The following is a 16,700-nucleotide window of genomic DNA, read 5'->3' on the forward strand; positions in this document are numbered from 1 at the left end:
ATGAGCTCCCGCGTCGTCGCCATCGTCTTCCGCCTCCTGGTCGCCGCGCTGTCGCTGACGGCCGTGGGGGTGCAGTTCTTCGCGGTGACGATTCCCCAGGGTCACAGCATCCTGAACTTCTTCAGCTACTTCACCAACCTGTCGAACATCATCGTGAGCGTGGTGCTCATCGTGAGTGCCCTCAGGTTGGCTCGGGGAGTCCCGGCCAGCACAGCGGATGTCGCCGTGAGGGGAGCGTCCGTCGTCTACATCGTCTTCGTCGGCCTCGTGTTCAACACCCTGCTGCGCGACGTCGAACTCGGCGGCCTCTTCCCGTGGGTGAACGCTGTCGTGCACTTCATCGTGCCGATCGCCGCTCTCGTCGACTGGGTCGTGTGGCCGCCGCGGCGCCCACTGCCCTGGCGGGTCGTGTTCGCCTGGATGATCTTCCCGGCGGCCTACGTCGCCTACTCGCTGATCCGTGGTGCTGCGATGGGCTTCTACCCGTACCCATTCTTCAGCCCCGTGCTGCAGGACGGGTACGGGGGAGTGGCCGCCTACTGCGTCGGCATGCTGGTGGGGTTCCTGGTCCTGGCCGTGCTCATCCGCTGGCTGGGCAACGCCCTCGGTGCGCGGCGGGTGCGGCGGGAGGCATCCGTCGCCTGATCCTCGGAACGAGGCAGAGACAGAAGCGAGAAGCACGAGAAGAGGCCGGCCCCGAACGGGACCGGCCTCTTCTCATACCGGGCGCAGCGTGCCCGGCTACAGCGTGAGCGCCTGCTTGATGAGCTCGGCCTGCTCGACGGCGTGACGCTTCGCCGACCCGGCAGCAGGAGCCGCGGATGCGGGACGCGAGATGACGCCGACAGGCCGGGGACCCAGCTTGCTGGTCTCGAGGATGAAGTACGGCCAGGCACCCTGGTTCTCGGGCTCGTCCTGGATCCAGTACAGCTCGGCGTTCGGGTACTGCGCGGCGACGTCCTTGATCTCCGTGGCAGGCAGCGGGTAGTACTGCTCCAGGCGCACGAGCGCGATCTCGGGGTTCGGGTTCTTCTCGAGCTCGGAGCGCAGGTCGTAATAGACCTTGCCCGCCATGAAGAGAACGCGCTTGACTGCCGCCTTGTCGTCGATGCGGACGTCGTCGATCACAGGCTCGAACCGGCCACTGGTGAAGTCGGCGATCTCGCTGGTCGCACCGCGCAGGCGCAGCATCGCCTTCGGCGTGAACACCACGAGCGGACGACGCGGGCGCATGTAGGCCTGTCGACGCAGCAGGTGGAAGTACGACGCCGGAGTCGAGGGGCGCGCCACCGTCATGTTGTTCTCGGCGCAGAGCTGCAGGAAGCGCTCGATGCGCGCCGACGAATGGTCGGGTCCCTGTCCCTCGTAGCCGTGCGGGAGGAGGAGCACCACGCTCGAGCGCTGGCCCCACTTCTGCTCGGCGGAGGAGATGAACTCGTCGATGATGGTCTGGGCGCCGTTGGCGAAGTCGCCGAACTGCGCCTCCCACAGCACCAGGGCATCCGCCCGCTCGACGGAGTAGCCGTACTCGAAGCCCATGGCCGCGTACTCGCTGAGCAGCGTGTCGTAGATCCAGAACCTGGCCTGGTTCTCCGACAGGTTGGCCAGTGGCAGCCACTCCTGGCCGTTCGTGCGGTCGTGCAGCACGGCGTGGCGCTGCACGAAGGTCCCGCGGCGCGCGTCCTGCCCGGCGAAGCGGACGGGAGTTCCCTCGGTGAGCAGGGAGCCCAGCGCCAGCAGCTCTCCGAAGGCCCAGTCGACCCCGCCGTTGCGGCTCATGTCGAGGCGCTTCTGCAGGAGCTGCTGGAGCTTGTTGTGCACCGTGAAGCCCGATGGCTTGTTGTTGAAGGCGTCGCCGATGAGGTGGACGACCTGCTCGGACACGCCCGTGGTCTCGGGCTCGCCGGATGCGTCGCTCTGGTCGTCCTCGCTGATGGCGGTCAGCGGGGTGGTCTGGGCGGCGTGCGTCTCCTGGAAGGCGCGCTCGAGGCGGTCCTGGAAGTCCGCGTGAGCCTGCTCGTACTCCTCCTCGGTGATGTCACCGCGACCGACGAGGGCCTCGGTGTACAGCTTGCGGACGCTGCGCTTGGCCTCGATCAGATTGTACATCAGCGGCTGCGTCATCGAGGGGTCGTCACCCTCGTTGTGGCCGCGGCGACGGTAGGAGATCAGGTCGATGACCACGTCGCGGTGGAATTCCTGGCGGTAGGCGTAGGCGAGCTGGGCCACCCGCACGACGGCCTCAGGGTCGTCGCCGTTGACGTGGAAGATCGGCGCCTGGATGGTCTTGCCGACATCCGTCGAGTAGATCGACGTGCGGCCCTCGGTCGGCGGCGTGGTGAAGCCGACCTGGTTGTTGACGACGAGGTGGATGGTTCCGCCCGTGCGGTAGGCGCGGAGCTGCGACATCTGCATCGTCTCGACGACGACGCCCTGACCGGCCATGGCCGCATCGCCGTGGATGAGGATGGGCAGCGTCGAGAAGGTGCCGACGGGCTTGCGGTCCTGCTTGGCGCGCACGATGCCCTCGAGCACCCCGTCCACCGCCTCGAGGTGCGACGGGTTCGCGGCGAGGTAGACGCCGATCTCCTCGCCGTTGGCGCCGGTGAAGGTGCCCTCGGTGCCGAGGTGGTACTTGACGTCACCCGATCCGGAGCCGGCCATGTGGCCCTCGAACTCCTGGAAGATCTGCCCGTAGGTCTTGCCGGCGATGTTGGTGAGCACGTTCAGGCGGCCGCGGTGGGCCATGCCGATGGCGACCTGGTCGAGGCCGTCCTCGGCCGCGCCCTGCAGGATCTGGTCGAGGAGAGCGATCGTGGACTCGCCGCCCTCGAGGCTGAAGCGCTTCTGCCCGACGTACTTGGTCTGCAGGAAGGTCTCGAATGCCTCGGCCTCGTTGAGCTTGCCCAGGATGCGCATCTGCTCGTCGTGCGTCGGCTTCTCGTACTTGCGCTCCACCTGAGCCTGCACCCACGCGCGCTGCGCCGGGTCCTGGATGTGCATGTACTCGATACCCGTGGTGCGGCAGTACGAATCCCGGAGCACGCCGAGGATGTCGCGCAGCAGGGCGGAGCGCTTGTCTCCGAAGCCGCCGGTGACGAACTCGCGGTCGAGGTCCCAGAAGGTGAGGCCGTGGCTGGAGATGTCGAGGTCGGGGTGCGAACGCTGCACGTACTCGAGCGGGTCGATGTCGGCCATGAGGTGGCCGCGCACGCGGAAGGCGTTGATGAGCTCCTGCACGCGAGCGGTCTTGTCGATCGCGCTGGCGATGTCGACGCTGATGTCGGGCGCCCACTCGATGGGCGCGTACGGGATGCGCAGCGCCGCGAAGATGTCGCTGTAGAAGGTGCGCTTGCCGGTCAGCAGTTCGTGCACGATCTTCAGGAACTCACCGGACCCAGCGCCCTGGATGACGCGGTGGTCGTAGGTGCTGGTCAGGGTGATGGTCTTGCCGATGGCGAGGCCAGCGAGCGTCTTCTCGCTCGAGCCCTGGAACTCGGCAGGGTACTCGAGGGCGCCGGCGCCGATGATGCAGCCCTGGCCGCGCATGAGGCGGGGGACCGAGTGCACGGTTCCGATTCCGCCGGGGTTGGTCAGCGAGATCGATGCGCCCGAGAAGTCGTCGGCGGTGAGCTTGTTCGCACGCGCCCGGGACACGAGGTCCTCGTAGGCCGAGAGGTACTCGCCGAAGGTCATGGTGTCTGCGCGCTTGATGGCCGGAACCAGGAGGGCGCGTGAGCCGTCGGGCTTCGGGATGTCGATCGCGATGCCGAGGCCGACGTGTGCGGGCTTCACGATCGACGGCTTGCCGTCGACATCGGCGTAGTAGACGTTCTGGCTCGGGAAGTCCTTGAGCGCCTGGATCAGCGCCCAGCCGATGAGGTGGGTGAAGGAGATCTTGCCACCGCGCGAGCGCTTCAGGTGGTTGTTGATGACGATGCGGTTGTCGATCATCAGCTTGGCTGGAATGGTGCGCACACTGGTCGCCGTCGGGACGGTGAGGCTGGCGTCCATGTTGGTGGCCAGGCTCTTGGCCATGCCGCGGAGGGGGGAGACCACGTCTTCCGGGGCCTCGACGACGCCGTCCTTGATGACGGACTGAGGGCTCGTGATGGGCACGTCGGCCGGAACCGGAACGGGCTTCGGCGCAACGGAGGTGGTGCGAGCGGCCGGCTGCGAACCGATGATCGGGATGGGGGCCGTCAGCGGACGGGGCTCGGAGACTGCAGCGTCCTGGCCTGCGGGCGCTTCCGGCGCTGCCTGGGCTGCCGGCGCTGCCTGGGCGTCCTGAGCTGCCGGGGCGGCGGATGCTGCGGGCACGGGCTCCGCGGCTTCTCCCGTCGGGGGAGCCTGCTCACCGGTCGCGGCGGCTGGAGCTTCTGCTGACGCCCCGTCGGCGGCATCCGCCTTGGCCTGCATCTGGTGGTGGTAGGTCTCGAGAACCGGCCACCACGCCGGATCGACGGAGTTCTTGTCGACGACGTACTGCTCGTACATCTCGTCGACGAGCCACTCATTGGCTCCGAACTCGGCCGATGCCGTCTCGTCTGAACTTGCCCCGGTCAATTGGCTCGACACAGCCGATCGCCCACTCTCTCCGTTGATTCTCTGCAACTTGTCACCCGCCGTTCCAGACGACGAGTACGCACCGTGACAAGCCTAATCCCCTTTGTCGGCGGCTCGGTTCCCCCGAAAGAGGCATCTCGGGCTTCGAGGCTGCAGGAGACAGTGTCGAGGTCTACCGTGGGAGGCATGGAGTTCTATCGGACCGCGCCGACCCACGACCTCACCTACTCTGACGTCTTCCTCGTGCCCAGTCGTTCGGAGCTGAAGAGCCGGTTCGACGTCTCCCTGGCACCCGATGACGGCACCGCTGCGACCATCCCGGTGGTGTCGGCGAACATGAACTCCGTGACGGGCCCCCGCCTGGCCGCCACCCTCGCCCGACGCGGCGGACTCGGCGTTCTTCCCCAGGACATGAACCTGCAGGAACTGGACGCGGCCATCCGCTGGGTCAAGGACCAGCCGGTGGAGTTCGACACCCCTCTCGTCCTCAGCCCGGATGACACCGTGGCCGACGCGCTCCTCAGGGTGCCGGCAGTCCAGGGCCACGGGGTCGTCCTCAACGACCAGAGCGGCGCCTACCTCGGAGCCATCCCCGCCGCCCGTCTCGAGACTGCGCTGCCGGATGCCCGCCTCGGCGACCTGCTCCACGGCCGCATCACGGCCATCGACGCCGAGGACGTCGGTGGTGCCCGTGCCGCATTCGACCTCATGCTGGCCGCCGACGTCGAGTTCGTGCCCGTGCTCAGGCACGGCGCAGTCGTCGGCACGCTCAGCCGCAAGAGCGCCCTGCGCGGCACCATCTACTCGCCGACCCTCGACGCCGACGGACGTCTGCAGGTCGCCGTCGCGCTCGGCATCAACGGCGACATCGCCACCAAGGCGAAGGCCTTCGCGGCGGCAGGCGTCGATGTGCTCGTCATCGACACGGCGCACGGTCACCAGGCCGGCATGCTCGAGGCCATCCGCACGGTGAAGGCTCTCGGCCTCGGCCTGCCCATCGTCGCGGGCAACATCGTCACGGCCGACGCTGTGAAGGACCTCGTCGACGCGGGTGCCGACATCCTCAAGGTGGGAGTCGGTCCGGGCGCGATGTGCACCACGCGCATGATGACCGCCGTCGGTCGTCCCCAGTTCTCGGCCGTTCTCGAGACGGCTGAGGCCGCTCGCTCGCACGGCGCGCACGTGTGGGCCGACGGAGGGGTGCGCTACCCGCGCGACGTGGCGCTGGCGCTCGCCGCCGGAGCGTCATCCGTGATGATCGGATCGTGGTTCGCCGGCACCATCGAGGCGCCGGGTCAGCTCGCCGTGGACGGCGGCGGACGCCTGTACAAGGAGAGCTGGGGGATGGCGTCGACCAAGGCCGTGCGCGAACGGTTCGGTCGCCTCGACGCCTTCGACCTCGCCCGCAAGGAGCTCTTCGCCGAGGGCATCTCCTCGAGCAAGATCTACCTCGACCCGCTGCGGCCCTCCCTCGAAGACCTTCTCGACATGATCACCTCGGGGCTGCGCAGCTCGTTCACCTACGCCGGAGCCAGTTCGCTCGCCGAGTTCTCCGAGCGCGCCCTCGTCGGCATCCAGTCGGCCGCGGGCTACGAGGAGGGCAAGGCGCTGCCGGTCAGCTGGTAGCGGGCGGGCGCTTGGGCGGGGGCGAGCGGATGCCGCGCGGTCATTCCTCCGCGACGCTGTCGTTCTTTCAGGCGCGCCGGCGAGAATCGACGGCGCCGTCGGCAGCGGGCCTCCGCCTGGGCGACCTTCCACACAAGCCCGATATACTCGGCTGACAATGGATGACCCGCCCAGTAGCACCCCCGGCCATAGACCCTCGCCCGTGAACTGCGGAGGTGCTGCCCGTGTCTGAGTGGATCATGCTCGGCATCGGCCTCATCCTGACCGTCGGCACGGGCTTCTTCGTTGCCAGCGAGTTCGCGCTGGTCAACCTCGATCGGGCCGATCTCGAAGCCCGCCGCGAGCGCGGCGAGACCCGGCTCCAGATGACCATCTCGGCCCTGGCGCAGACGTCGACGCACCTCTCGAGCGCCCAGCTCGGCATCACCATCACGACGCTGCTCACTGGCTACATGTTCGAGCCCGCGATCAGCTCGCTGCTGGCTCCCACGCTCGAATCGTGGGGGATTCCGGATGCCGTCGCCACGGTCGCGTCGACCATCGTGGCCGTGACCCTGGCCACGCTGCTGTCGATGATCCTCGGCGAGCTCATCCCCAAGAACCTCGCCCTCGCGCTGCCCCTGAAGACGGCGAAGTTCGTCATCCCGTTCCAGACGATGTTCACCTGGGTGTTCAAGCCGGCGATCATCGTTCTGAACGGCAGCGCCAACGGCATCCTCCGCATGGTTGGAGTCGAGCCGAAGGAGGAGCTGTCCGGCGCGCGCACGGCCGAGGAGCTCTCGAGCCTGGTGCGCCGCTCGGCGAGCGCCGGCGTGCTGGAGCGCGACACGGCCAGCCTGCTCAACCGCACCCTGATGTTCGCCGACCACACCGCATCCGATGTCATGACGCCCCGACCGCGCCTGGTCAGCATCCAACGCTCGGAATCGGCGCATGCCGTGCTCGAGCTGGCATCCCAGACGGGTCACTCGCGGTTCCCGGTGATCGACGAGGACGTCGACGACGTCGTCGGCTTCGTGCACGTCAAGCAGGCCATGGCCGTGCCCCGCGCCCGCCGGGCCGACGTACCCGTGTCGGCGCTCCAATCCGAGGCGCTGCGCGTTCCCGAGACCATGCGCCTCGACGTGCTGCTCGCAGAGCTCCGCGGCCGCGGCTACCAGATGGCCGTCGTCGTCGACGAGTACGGCGGAACCGCCGGCGTCGCGACCCTCGAGGACCTGGTGGAGGAACTCATCGGCGAGGTCGCCGATGAGCACGACAGGTCACGCGCCGGCATCGTGCGCCGTGGCCGCGCCATCAGCTTCCCGGGCATGCTTCGCCCCGACGAGCTGCGCGAGAGCACCGACCTCATCGTTCCCGAGGACGGCACGTACGAGACCGTCGCCGGCTACGTGATGAGTGAGCTGGGTCGCCTTCCGGTCGTCGGCGACACCGTGCTCATCGAGAACGGCGAGCTGACGGTCGATCGTCTCGACGGGCGCCGCATCGACAGGTTGCGGTTCACCCCGGATGAGTCGGAAGTGATCCCGGTTGCGGATGTCGACGGTGTGAAGCCGGCGAAACCCGCCAAGCCCGCGGTGGTCGATGTCCCGGCGCGAGCCGCCGACAGGAAGGGGGCGCGCTCATGAGCGACTGGGCCGGAATCCTCTGGCTGGCCATCCTGCTGGTCGTCAACGCCTTCTTCGTCGGGTCCGAGTTCGCCGTCATCTCCGCGCGCCGCTCTCAGATCGAGCCCCTGGCGGAGAAGGGCAGCCGGCGCGCCAAGACGGCACTCTGGGCCATGGAGCACGCGACGCTCATGCTGGCGGCCTGCCAGCTCGGCATCACCGTGTGCTCGCTGGTGATCCTCAACGTCTCGGAGCCCGCCATCCACCACCTTCTGGAGGGCCCGCTGGGCCTCACCGGCTGGTCGGAGGAGGTCATCGGAACTGTCGCCTTCATCGTGGCGCTCGTCATCGTGACGTACCTGCACGTCGTGCTCGGCGAGATGGTTCCGAAGAACCTCTCGTTCACCGCCCCCGACAAGGCGGTGCTGCTCCTCGCCACGCCGCTGGTGTTCATCGCCCGGATCTTCCGTCACGTGATCGGCGCGCTCAACGCGATCGCGAACGGATCGCTGCGCCTGATCGGTGTCGAGCCCAAGTCGGAGGCGAACAGCACGTTCACCCTCGAGGAGGTGGCCACCATCGTGAGCCAGTCCAAGCGCGAGGGAGTGCTGAAGGACTCGAGCGGTGCACTGAACGCGGCTTTCGAGTTCACGACGAAGAAGGTGCGCGACGTCGCGGTTCCGCTGGAGGAGGTCGTGAGCCTTCCCGAGACCCTCACGCCGACCGAGCTCGAGCGCGCCGTCGCCAAGCACGGCTTCTCCCGCTACCTGGTGATCGACGAGGATGGGACGCCGGCGGGCTACCTGCACCTCAAGGACGTCATCGACCTCGACATCACGAGCGACGACCAGCCCGAGCGCCCGGTTCCGCCGAAGCGCATCCGCCAGCTGGCGTCGATGTACGAGGGGACCGACCTGGAGGACGCCCTGGCCTCGATGCGCCGCACCGGCGCCCACCTGGCCCAGGCCTTCGACGCCGACGGCCGCACGACGGGGGTGCTGTTCCTCGAGGACATCATCGAGGAGCTCGTCGGAGAGGTCCAGGACGCCACTCGGAGGAGCCGCTGAGTGGTGACGGGCGTACAATCGACGCGGGGCTCAACAGAAGGAATGCTCATGTTGAATGCGAAATCCGCTGCCGCCGTCCTCCCCGCAACAGACCTCGATCGCGCGCGGCAGTACTACGACGACAAGCTCGGCTGGAAGCCTGACGGCCAAGACGCCGGCGGACTCATGTACACCGTCGGCGGCACCTCCGTCTACGTGTACGAGACGACGTACGCCGGAACGGCCCAGAACACGGCCTTGATGGTGGAGGTGGACGATCTCGAGTCCGCCGTCGCGGAGCTGCGCGCGGCCGGCGTCGCCTTCTCGGACTACGACCTGCCCGGCCTCACGACCGTGGACGGAATCGCCGACCTCGACGGCGAGAAGGCGGCCTGGTTCACGGACAGCGAGGGCAACATCATCGCGCTCGGTCAGCGGACCGGCTGACTACCAGGTGCCGCCGCTCACGGCGGGCTTCGCGCGCAGGTACTGCGGCGGCCAGTAGTCCAGCTCGACACCCAGCTCCTCGGCGGCGCGCAGGGCGAAGTGCGGGTCGCGCATGAAGGCCCGGCCCAGCAGCACGGCATCCGCCTGCCCGGAAGCCACGATCGACTCGGCCTGTTCGGCGGTCGTGATCAGGCCGACGGCCGCGACGGGTACTCCGGCCGTCGTCTTGACGTATTCGGCGAACGGCACCTGGTATCCGGGACTCAACGGGATGCGCACCTTCGCGATGTTGCCGCCACTCGAGATGTCGAACAGGTCGGCTCCGGCCTCGTGCGCCCAGCCGGCCACCACGGCGGTCTGCTCCTCGTCCCAGCCGCCGTCGGCATAGTCGCTGGCCGAGAAGCGAACGAGCACCGGGTACTCCTCGCCGACGGCGTCCCGAACCGCTGCGACGATCTCGAGGAGCAGGCGGGCGCGGTTCTCGAGCGACCCCCCGTACTCGTCGGTGCGCAGGTTGCTGAGCGGCGAGAGGAACTGGTGCACGAGGTACCCGTGCGCCGCGTGGATCTCGACGAGGTCGAAGCCCGCCCGCTTCGAGCGAGCGGCGGCCTCGGCGAAGGCGTGCACGATGACGGCGATCTCGGGGCGATCCAGGCCCTCGGGTGCCGCGTACTCACCGAAGGCGACGTCGGAGGCCGACACCGTCTGCCAGCCTCCATCGGCCGGAGCCATGCTGCCGTGCTGGTCGTGACCCCATTCGGGCCAGACCGACGCCTTGCGCCCGGCGTGGGCGAGCTGGATGCCCGCCGCAGCGCCCTGGGTGTGGATGAACGCCACGATGCGCGCCCAGGCGGCTGCCTGCTGGCCGTTCCATATGCCGGTGTCCTCGTCGGAGATGCGGCCGTCGGGAACCACGGCCGACGCCTCGGCGATGACCAGGCCGGCTCCGCCCATGGCCATGGCCCCGAGATGCGCCAAGTGCCAGTCGTGGGGCACTCCGTCCTTCTTCGTGACCGAGTACTGGCAGAGCGGAGGCACCCAGAGACGGTTGCGGATCGTGAGCGAGCGCACGGTGATGGGCTGGAACAGTGCTGACAAGGGAACTCCGGAGGTCGTGGCGAGCTGTCGGACGGGATCGAGCAGGGGAACGGATGGGGTCAGGCCGCCAGCTCCTCCAGGAAGCTGCGCAGCTCACCGGCCGAGGTGAACACGTGGCCGGTGATGCCGAGAACCTCGGCGCCGGCGATGTTCTCGGCCTTGTTGTCGATGAACACCATCTCGGCCGGGGAGATTCCGAGCACGTCGAGGGTGTGACGGTAGATGGCGGCATCCGGCTTCACGAGCAGGATCTCGCCGCTCACGACGACCTGCTCGAAGAGGGGGCCGAAGGATCCGTTGCGGAAGTAGCTGGAGAAGTCGCGCCCGGCGTTGGAGAGCAGCGCCAGCCTGGTTCCGCCGGCCGCGAGGTCTTCGAGCACCGCCGCGGTTCCGGGGTTGACGCTCAGCCACCCGACGAAGTCGATCGCCCAGATGGAGTGCAGCTCGGCACGGGACCACGAGGCCCCGGTGGCTGCCGCGATGCCGGCCCAGTAGTCGGCGATGGACAGCGTTCCCTGGTCGAGGGCGTGGCGCCCGGCGTTGTATGCCGTCCAGAACGCTTCGGCCCGCTCCTCATCGATTCCGGCCACGGCGAGCAGGTCACGGCGGTTCTCGGGCGTGGGGGAGAAGGAGATCACCTCGCCGTAGTCGAAGACGACGACGCGGCCGGGCAGGTGGATGGGGTTCGAGGCTGTTCCATTCATCCTGTGCAACCTATCGTGAGAGCATGACCGGTTCCGCAGAACACCTCATCTGGACGGCTGACGACGCCCGCGAGTGGGTCGCGGTTCCGACAGCGGACGACGACAAGTACTCCCGCGGAGTGCTCGGCGTGATCACGGGATCGCACGACTACCCCGGTGCCGCCGTGCTCGGCGTGGAGGCGGCCGCGCGCACCGGGGTCGGCATGGTGCGCTACACGGGTCCGAAGGCCGTTGGCGCGGTGGTGCTGGCCCGGCGCCCGGAGATCGTGACACAGGCAGGACGCGTTCAGGCCTGGCTCATCGGCTCGGGGATGACCGCCGGCCGACGCACCTTCGTGCTCGGTGGGGAAATGCATCAGGCGCTGGTGCAGGGCCTGCCGACGGTGATCGACGCCGGTGCCCTCGACCTGACGCCCGACGCGACAGGACCCACCGTCATCACCCCGCACGCCGGCGAACTCGCCGCGATGCTCTCGCCCCGGAACACCGAGGGAACGCTCGAGCACATCCGTGCCGATGCCTCGACGTGGGCGGCCAGGGCGGCCGACGAGTTCGGCGTCACCGTTCTGCTCAAGGGATCGACCACCCACGTCGCTGCGCCGGGGTCGCCGACCTATGCCGTGACGGATGCGCCGGGCTGGCTCGCGACGGCGGGAACGGGTGACGTGCTGGCGGGCATCCTCGGCGCCCTGCTCGCCACGAACACCGAACGCATAGCCGAGGACCCGGCGCGAGCTCTGCCGGCCCTCGCCGCGACGGCGTCGTTCCTGCACTCGCGCTCGGCCGAGCTGGCCTCGGGCGGCGGCCCGATCACAGCTCTCGACGTCGCCGAGCACGTCCCGGCCGCCATCGCGCGGCTTCTGCGCGGCTGATCTCGCCTTTTCCACGGCTGCTCACGGGTCCCCCCGCGGATGCACCTAGGTGCACGTGGGTGCTGCTCACTACCGGAAGACTCGTCGAAGAGTCACAGCCGACCCATAGGGAACATGCATACGGTCGAATGGAACCGGGACCGACGGCGTGATCCCGAGCACGTCGCCCTTCGGGGCGAGCAGAAGGTGAGTACCCATGAACGCACGCATCGGAAGAACAGCGATCGCCCTCGCATCGGGAGCCGTCGTCATCGGCTCGCTCGCGGGCTGCGCCACCGACCAGTCGGCTGAGGCCGACACCGCGCCGTCCACCGACGACTCCCAGTCCTCGCAGACCACCGCGCCGTCGACGGATGCAGGTGCCGACGGGGCGTCGAGCACCTACACCGACGGCGACTACACGGCGACAGGGGAGTACTCCACTCCCGGCGGGCGCGAAGACGTTACCGTCACCGTCACCATCGCCGACGACATCGTCACGGCCGTCGACGTGACGGGATCCGCCACCAGCGGCAACTCGAAGCAGTACCAGAGTGCGTTCATCTCGGGCATCTCGACGGAGGTCGTCGGCAAGGACATCGACTCCCTCGACGTCTCGAAGGTCGCCGGCTCGTCTCTCACCAGCGGCGGCTTCAACGCCGCCATCGACACGATCCGCGACGATGCGAGCTGAGCCGGGAGCGGTGGCGTCCCTCAGCTTCGACGCGATCGGAACGGCCTGGCAGATCGACACCCCCGCACCGATCCCGGCCGCAACCGTGAGTCGGATGCAGGCGCTCATCGAGGACTTCGACCGAACCTGGTCGCGCTTCAGGTCCGACTCCCTCGTGGCCGAGGTGGCGACGACTGCCGGCGACTGGGTCTTCCCGGCGGAGGCCCCTGCCCTCGTCGGGCTCTACTCCGCCCTGCACACCGCGACGCAGGGCGCCATGTCGCCCCTCGTGGGCGGCTCCCTCACCCACCTCGGCTATGGGGCGGGCTATTCGCTCGTGCCGGGGAGCGGGAGCATCGCTAGCCCCGACTGGCAGGCGATGGACTGGGACGGCACACGACTGCGCACCGAGGAGCCGATCGAGCTCGACGTCGGTGCCGCGGGCAAGGGACTGCTCGTCGACCTGGTCGTCGAACTGCTGGAGCACGACGGCATCGAGCAGATCGTGGTCGACGCCAGCGGAGACCTGCGCCACGCCGGGGGAGACCCCGTGCGCGTCGCCCTCGAGCATCCGTACGACACGACCAAGGCGATCGGCATCGCGACACTCGCAGACGGCGCGCTCTGCGCCTCGGCGAGCAATCGCAGAGTCTGGGGATCGGGCCTGCACCATGTGCTCGACGCCCGCACCGGGATACCCGTCGACGAGGTCGTCGCCACCTGGGTGAGTGCCGACACGGCGATGCTCGCCGATGCGATCGCCACAGCGCTGTTCTTCAGCCCGGCCGAGGATCTGGCCGTCGTCGCCGAGTTCGAGCACGTGCGCATGTTCACCGATGGTCGAGCCGAGATGTCGGCGGGCTTCCCCGGGGAGCTGTTCCGATGAGGCGCCGGCTCGATTCATCGCTCGGTCGGGTGTCCGGCTATCGCCTCATGACCGTCGGCCTCAGCGCCATCGCCGTTGTGGCGTTCGTGCTCTCGGCCACGGGCCTGCTGTTCTACACGCCGACCCAGTTGGCGCTCAGTCTCGTCGTCGCCGTCGGCTCCGTCGCGGCAACGGGGTGGATCGCCGGCCGCATCGTGCACTCGCCCGCCCATCTCGAGTCGTCGGTGATCACCGGACTGCTGCTGTTCTTCCTGTTCTGGCCGACGGAGGATCCCGCCCAACTCGGCGTGCTCGCCCTCACCGGAACGCTGGCGACGGCGTCGAAGTACCTGCTCGCCGTGCGCGGGAGGCACATCTTCAATCCGGCCGCGATCGCAGCGGTCATCATCGCGTTCACGCAGCTCGGCTCGTCGGTGTGGTGGGTGGCGAACTCCTTCCTGCTTCCCGTCGTGCTGATCGCGGGCTTCCTGGTGCTCTGGCGAACCCGCCGCTTCGCCGTCGCCGGAGTCTTCGTTGCCGTCGCAGGCGCGCTCTGCACCGGACGCCTGATGCTGGAGGGAACGGATGCCGGCACGGCCGCGTGGACGGTGCTCGCGTCGTTCCCGATCGTGTTCCTGGCCGCGTTCATGCTGAGTGAGCCTCTGACCCTGCCGCCTCGGCGCTGGCAGCAGCTCATGGTGGCCGGCGTCGTCGGGGTGCTGTTCTCGATCCCGTTCGCCGTCGGCCCCTTCGCCATGACACCGGAACTCGCCCTCGTCATCGGCAATGCCATCGCGTTCGCGTTCGGCCAGCGCCGAGCCGTGAGGCTCCGGCTCGTCGAGACGCGGCATCCGACCCCGAGCATCGTGGAGTACGTCTTCGCGCCGCTCCGGCCCGTGGCATTCCGGGCCGGGCAGTCGCTCGAGCTCGCGGTTCCGCACCGCCGAGCCGATTCCCGCGGTACGCGCCGGGTCTTCAGCATCTCGTCACCGCCCGATGAGCCCGACCGCATCACGATCGCCATGCGCATGCCCGAGAAGCCGTCGACCTTCAAGCGTGCACTGGGGTCGCTCGAGCCCGGCTCCATCGTGCGAGCGACCTCCGTCGGTGGCGACTTCCTGCTGCCCGATGACGACTCGGAACCGGTGCTGCTCATCGCCGGCGGCATCGGCATCACGCCGTTCGCCAGTCAACTCGCCTCCGACAGCGTGGCCGGCCGTCGTCGCGACGTCGTGCTCGTGTACGCCGCAGGGTCGGGGGAGATCGCCTACCGGGAGGTCATCGCCGAGTCGGCGGCCGAGGTGGTCGTGCTGGGCGCAGGCGGGTCCGAGCTGCCGGACGGCTGGAGCGCGCACAGCGGTCGCGTCGATTCAGCCATGCTCGATCTCGCGGTGCCGGACTGGCGTACCCGGCGCACCTTCGTGTCGGGCTCGCCCGCCATGGTCGACAGTGTGCGATCGGCCCTCGCCCGCCGCGGCGGCCGCTCGGTGACGACGGACGCGTTCAGCGGCTACTAGAGAGCGGCGGATCCTACGCCGTGAAGCGCGCCAGGAACTCGCGGGTGCGCGGGTTCTCGGAGTGTTCGAACAGCTGTGCCGGCGGGCCGGCCTCCGCCACCACACCCTTGTCGAGGAACACGACCCTGTGGGCGACGTCGCGGGCGAAGGCCATCTCGTGCGTCGCCATCAGGATGGTGGTGCCCCCGCGCCCGAGCTCGCGCACGAGGTCGAGAACCTCGCCGACGAGCTCGGGGTCGAGGGCGCTCGTGATCTCGTCGAGCAGCAGGAGCTCGGGATCGGTCGCGATGGCGCGCACGATGGCCGCGCGTTGCTGCTGGCCGCCCGAGAGCCTGTCGGGGAAGTCCTTGGCCTTGTCAGCCAGCCCGATGGAGGCGAGCAGCTCGAGGCCACGTCGCTCGGCATCCGCCCGGGAGGTACCGTGCACCGCCCGGCTCGCCAACGTCACGTTGTCGAGAACGCTGAGGTGCGGGAACAGGTTGAAGTGCTGGAACACCACGCCGATGCGCGAACGGATGCGGTCGGCACGTGCCCGCGGGTCGCTGATGTCGTCGTCACCCAGGAAGATCTGCCCGTCGTCGATCTGCTCCAGCAGGTTGGCCGTGCGCAGCAGCGTGGACTTGCCCGAGCCGCTGGCGCCGATGAGCGCGACGATCTCGTGGCGATGCACGGTGAGGTCGATGCCGCGGAGCACCTCGGTGCCGTCGAAGGACTTCCGGATGCCGACGAGTCTGAGCACGGCAGCCGGATCAGGGGCGGGCACCGGGCCGGGCACGAGGCTGGAGCCGGGAACCGGGCCTGGGCTGGGCGCGGGAAGGGACTCGGGGGAGCTCATACGATGCTTCCCATCTGCTCGCGGCGCCGCACGCGGGCGGTGTACCAGTCGGTGAACCGGATCATGGGCAGCGCCAGCAGGAAGAACAGCAGTCCGGCCACGACGTAGGGCGTGAAGTTGAAGTAGGCCGCCGTCTCGATCTGGGCGGCGCGCACGGCGTCGACGGCTCCGAGCACGGAGATGAGCCCGACGTCCTTCTGCAGGGCGACGAAGTCGTTCATGAGCGCCGGCGTCACCTTGCGCACGGCCTGGGGGAGGATGACCCTCCGCATGCTCTGGCTGTAGCTGAGGCCGAGGGAGCGTGCGGCGAGACGCTGCGACGGATGCACTGCCTCGATACCGGCGCGGAACACCTCGGACACGTAGGCGGAGTAGACCGTCACCAGGGCGATCGTTCCCCAGAACTCGGCCGGCATCCTCGGGAAGACGCCGAGGCCCGGGATGCCGTAGCCGACCAGGTAGAGCACGATGATGAGCGGGATGCCGCGGAACAGGTCGGTGTAGCCGGCCGCGAGAGCTCGCAGCGGGAACCAGATCGGACCACGGAGGGTGCGCACCGTCGCGAGCACCAGGCTCACGATGCCCACGCCGATGACCGAGTAGACGAGCACGCGCACATTGAGCCAGAAGCCCTCGATGACCCTCGGGAACGAGGCCACGGCGACGTCCCAGTTGAGGAAGGTCTGCTGGACTCGGCTCCAGCCGGGAGTGTTGATCACGAAGATCCACACCGCGGCGGCGAAGACCACGGTGCTCACGATGGCGATCACAGTGGACCGCGTCGTCTGCTGACGACGGAATGCCCGGCGGTCGAGTTCGATCGAACTCGGCGGCCGGGCATCGATCCCGGTGGTGCTCATGCGCT

14 protein-coding genes are annotated in these 16,700 nt (G+C 68.6%); 9 read left to right on the top strand and 5 right to left on the bottom strand.

The window, feature by feature from the left end; genetic code table 11:
* On the top strand, nucleotides 1-645 hold the full coding sequence (locus tag ASC59_RS00835; protein ID WP_055817507.1) for a Pr6Pr family membrane protein: 645 nt from the start codon (nucleotides 1-3) through the stop codon (nucleotides 643-645).
* A 96-nt stretch (nucleotides 646-741) separates the two neighbouring features.
* Here ASC59_RS00835 and ASC59_RS00840 read toward each other — a convergent pair whose 3' ends face one another.
* A complete protein-coding gene (locus tag ASC59_RS00840) occupies nucleotides 742-4,578 on the bottom strand; it encodes a multifunctional oxoglutarate decarboxylase/oxoglutarate dehydrogenase thiamine pyrophosphate-binding subunit/dihydrolipoyllysine-residue succinyltransferase subunit (RefSeq protein ID WP_082513313.1) in 3,837 nt (1,278 codons plus the stop codon).
* A gap of 174 nt (nucleotides 4,579-4,752) precedes the next feature.
* Between ASC59_RS00840 and ASC59_RS00845 the strand changes: the two genes are divergently transcribed.
* From ASC59_RS00845 to ASC59_RS00860, 4 genes are all read left to right on the top strand, one after another.
* The gene (locus tag ASC59_RS00845; RefSeq protein ID WP_055817510.1) at nucleotides 4,753-6,192 is read left to right on the top strand and encodes a GuaB1 family IMP dehydrogenase-related protein; all 1,440 of its coding nucleotides are present in this window, start codon (nucleotides 4,753-4,755) and stop codon (nucleotides 6,190-6,192) included.
* A 239-nt stretch (nucleotides 6,193-6,431) separates the two neighbouring features.
* Nucleotides 6,432-7,820: a hemolysin family protein gene (locus ASC59_RS00850; protein ID WP_082513565.1), complete on the top strand. Its 1,389-nt coding sequence runs from the start codon at nucleotides 6,432-6,434 to the stop codon at nucleotides 7,818-7,820.
* On the top strand, nucleotides 7,817-8,866 hold the full coding sequence (locus tag ASC59_RS00855) for a hemolysin family protein (RefSeq protein WP_055817512.1): 1,050 nt from the start codon (nucleotides 7,817-7,819) through the stop codon (nucleotides 8,864-8,866). Before ASC59_RS00850 ends, ASC59_RS00855 begins: the two co-directional genes overlap by 4 nt.
* Before the next feature lie 48 nt (nucleotides 8,867-8,914).
* The gene (locus ASC59_RS00860; protein WP_055817514.1) at nucleotides 8,915-9,292 is read left to right on the top strand and encodes a VOC family protein; all 378 of its coding nucleotides are present in this window, start codon (nucleotides 8,915-8,917) and stop codon (nucleotides 9,290-9,292) included.
* Here ASC59_RS00860 and ASC59_RS00865 read toward each other — a convergent pair whose 3' ends face one another.
* Both ASC59_RS00865 and ASC59_RS00870 read right to left on the bottom strand, forming a co-directional pair.
* Nucleotides 9,293-10,390, bottom strand: coding sequence for an NADH:flavin oxidoreductase/NADH oxidase (locus ASC59_RS00865; protein ID WP_055817517.1), 1,098 nt, complete (start codon nucleotides 10,388-10,390; stop codon nucleotides 9,293-9,295).
* Nucleotides 10,391-10,449: 59 nt separating this feature from the next.
* Entirely contained in the window at nucleotides 10,450-11,094 is a 645-nt protein-coding gene (locus ASC59_RS00870) for an HAD family hydrolase (RefSeq protein WP_055817519.1), read from the bottom strand.
* Between the two features lie 23 nt (nucleotides 11,095-11,117).
* Between ASC59_RS00870 and ASC59_RS00875 the strand changes: the two genes are divergently transcribed.
* From ASC59_RS00875 to ASC59_RS00890, 4 genes are all read left to right on the top strand, one after another.
* Nucleotides 11,118-11,966: an ADP-dependent NAD(P)H-hydrate dehydratase gene (locus ASC59_RS00875; RefSeq protein ID WP_055817521.1), complete on the top strand. Its 849-nt coding sequence runs from the start codon at nucleotides 11,118-11,120 to the stop codon at nucleotides 11,964-11,966.
* A 196-nt stretch (nucleotides 11,967-12,162) separates the two neighbouring features.
* Entirely contained in the window at nucleotides 12,163-12,639 is a 477-nt protein-coding gene (locus ASC59_RS00880) for a hypothetical protein (RefSeq protein ID WP_082513314.1), read from the top strand.
* Nucleotides 12,629-13,504 carry an FAD:protein FMN transferase gene (locus ASC59_RS00885; protein WP_055817523.1) on the top strand — a complete coding sequence of 292 codons (876 nt, stop codon included), beginning with the start codon at nucleotides 12,629-12,631 and terminating at the stop codon, nucleotides 13,502-13,504. Before ASC59_RS00880 ends, ASC59_RS00885 begins: the two co-directional genes overlap by 11 nt.
* 29 nt (nucleotides 13,505-13,533) lie before the next feature.
* Complete coding sequence (locus ASC59_RS00890) at nucleotides 13,534-15,000, top strand: ferredoxin--NADP reductase (RefSeq protein ID WP_162243161.1); 1,467 nt, start codon at nucleotides 13,534-13,536, stop codon at nucleotides 14,998-15,000.
* 13 nt (nucleotides 15,001-15,013) lie between these two features.
* Here ASC59_RS00890 and ASC59_RS00895 read toward each other — a convergent pair whose 3' ends face one another.
* Nucleotides 15,014-15,835, bottom strand: a complete 822-nt coding sequence (locus ASC59_RS00895) for an amino acid ABC transporter ATP-binding protein (protein WP_082513315.1) — start codon at nucleotides 15,833-15,835, stop codon at nucleotides 15,014-15,016.
* Nucleotides 15,832-16,695, bottom strand: a complete 864-nt coding sequence (locus tag ASC59_RS00900; RefSeq protein WP_055817527.1) for an amino acid ABC transporter permease — start codon at nucleotides 16,693-16,695, stop codon at nucleotides 15,832-15,834. Before ASC59_RS00900 ends, ASC59_RS00895 begins: the two co-directional genes overlap by 4 nt.
* Between the last annotated feature and the right edge of the window lie 5 nt (nucleotides 16,696-16,700).

This window comes from Leifsonia sp. Root1293 (genome assembly GCF_001425325.1).
Taxonomy (GTDB): domain Bacteria; phylum Actinomycetota; class Actinomycetes; order Actinomycetales; family Microbacteriaceae; genus Orlajensenia.

Excerpts from the sequence above, each read along its gene's own strand:
- ASC59_RS00875 (WP_055817521.1), top strand. The coding sequence starts at position 11,118 with ATGACCGGTTCCGCAGAACACCTCATCTGGACGGCTGACGACGCCCGC.
- ASC59_RS00860 (WP_055817514.1), top strand. The coding sequence starts at position 8,915 with ATGTTGAATGCGAAATCCGCTGCCGCCGTCCTCCCCGCAACAGACCTC.
- ASC59_RS00835 (WP_055817507.1), top strand. The coding sequence starts at position 1 with ATGAGCTCCCGCGTCGTCGCCATCGTCTTCCGCCTCCTGGTCGCCGCG.
- ASC59_RS00870 (WP_055817519.1), bottom strand. The coding sequence starts at position 11,094 with ATGAATGGAACAGCCTCGAACCCCATCCACCTGCCCGGCCGCGTCGTC.
- ASC59_RS00885 (WP_055817523.1), top strand. The coding sequence starts at position 12,629 with ATGCGAGCTGAGCCGGGAGCGGTGGCGTCCCTCAGCTTCGACGCGATC.
- ASC59_RS00855 (WP_055817512.1), top strand. The coding sequence starts at position 7,817 with ATGAGCGACTGGGCCGGAATCCTCTGGCTGGCCATCCTGCTGGTCGTC.
- ASC59_RS00900 (WP_055817527.1), bottom strand. The coding sequence starts at position 16,695 with ATGAGCACCACCGGGATCGATGCCCGGCCGCCGAGTTCGATCGAACTC.
- ASC59_RS00880 (WP_082513314.1), top strand. The coding sequence starts at position 12,163 with ATGAACGCACGCATCGGAAGAACAGCGATCGCCCTCGCATCGGGAGCC.
- ASC59_RS00850 (WP_082513565.1), top strand. The coding sequence starts at position 6,432 with ATGCTCGGCATCGGCCTCATCCTGACCGTCGGCACGGGCTTCTTCGTT.
- ASC59_RS00895 (WP_082513315.1), bottom strand. The coding sequence starts at position 15,835 with ATGAGCTCCCCCGAGTCCCTTCCCGCGCCCAGCCCAGGCCCGGTTCCC.
- ASC59_RS00845 (WP_055817510.1), top strand. The coding sequence starts at position 4,753 with ATGGAGTTCTATCGGACCGCGCCGACCCACGACCTCACCTACTCTGAC.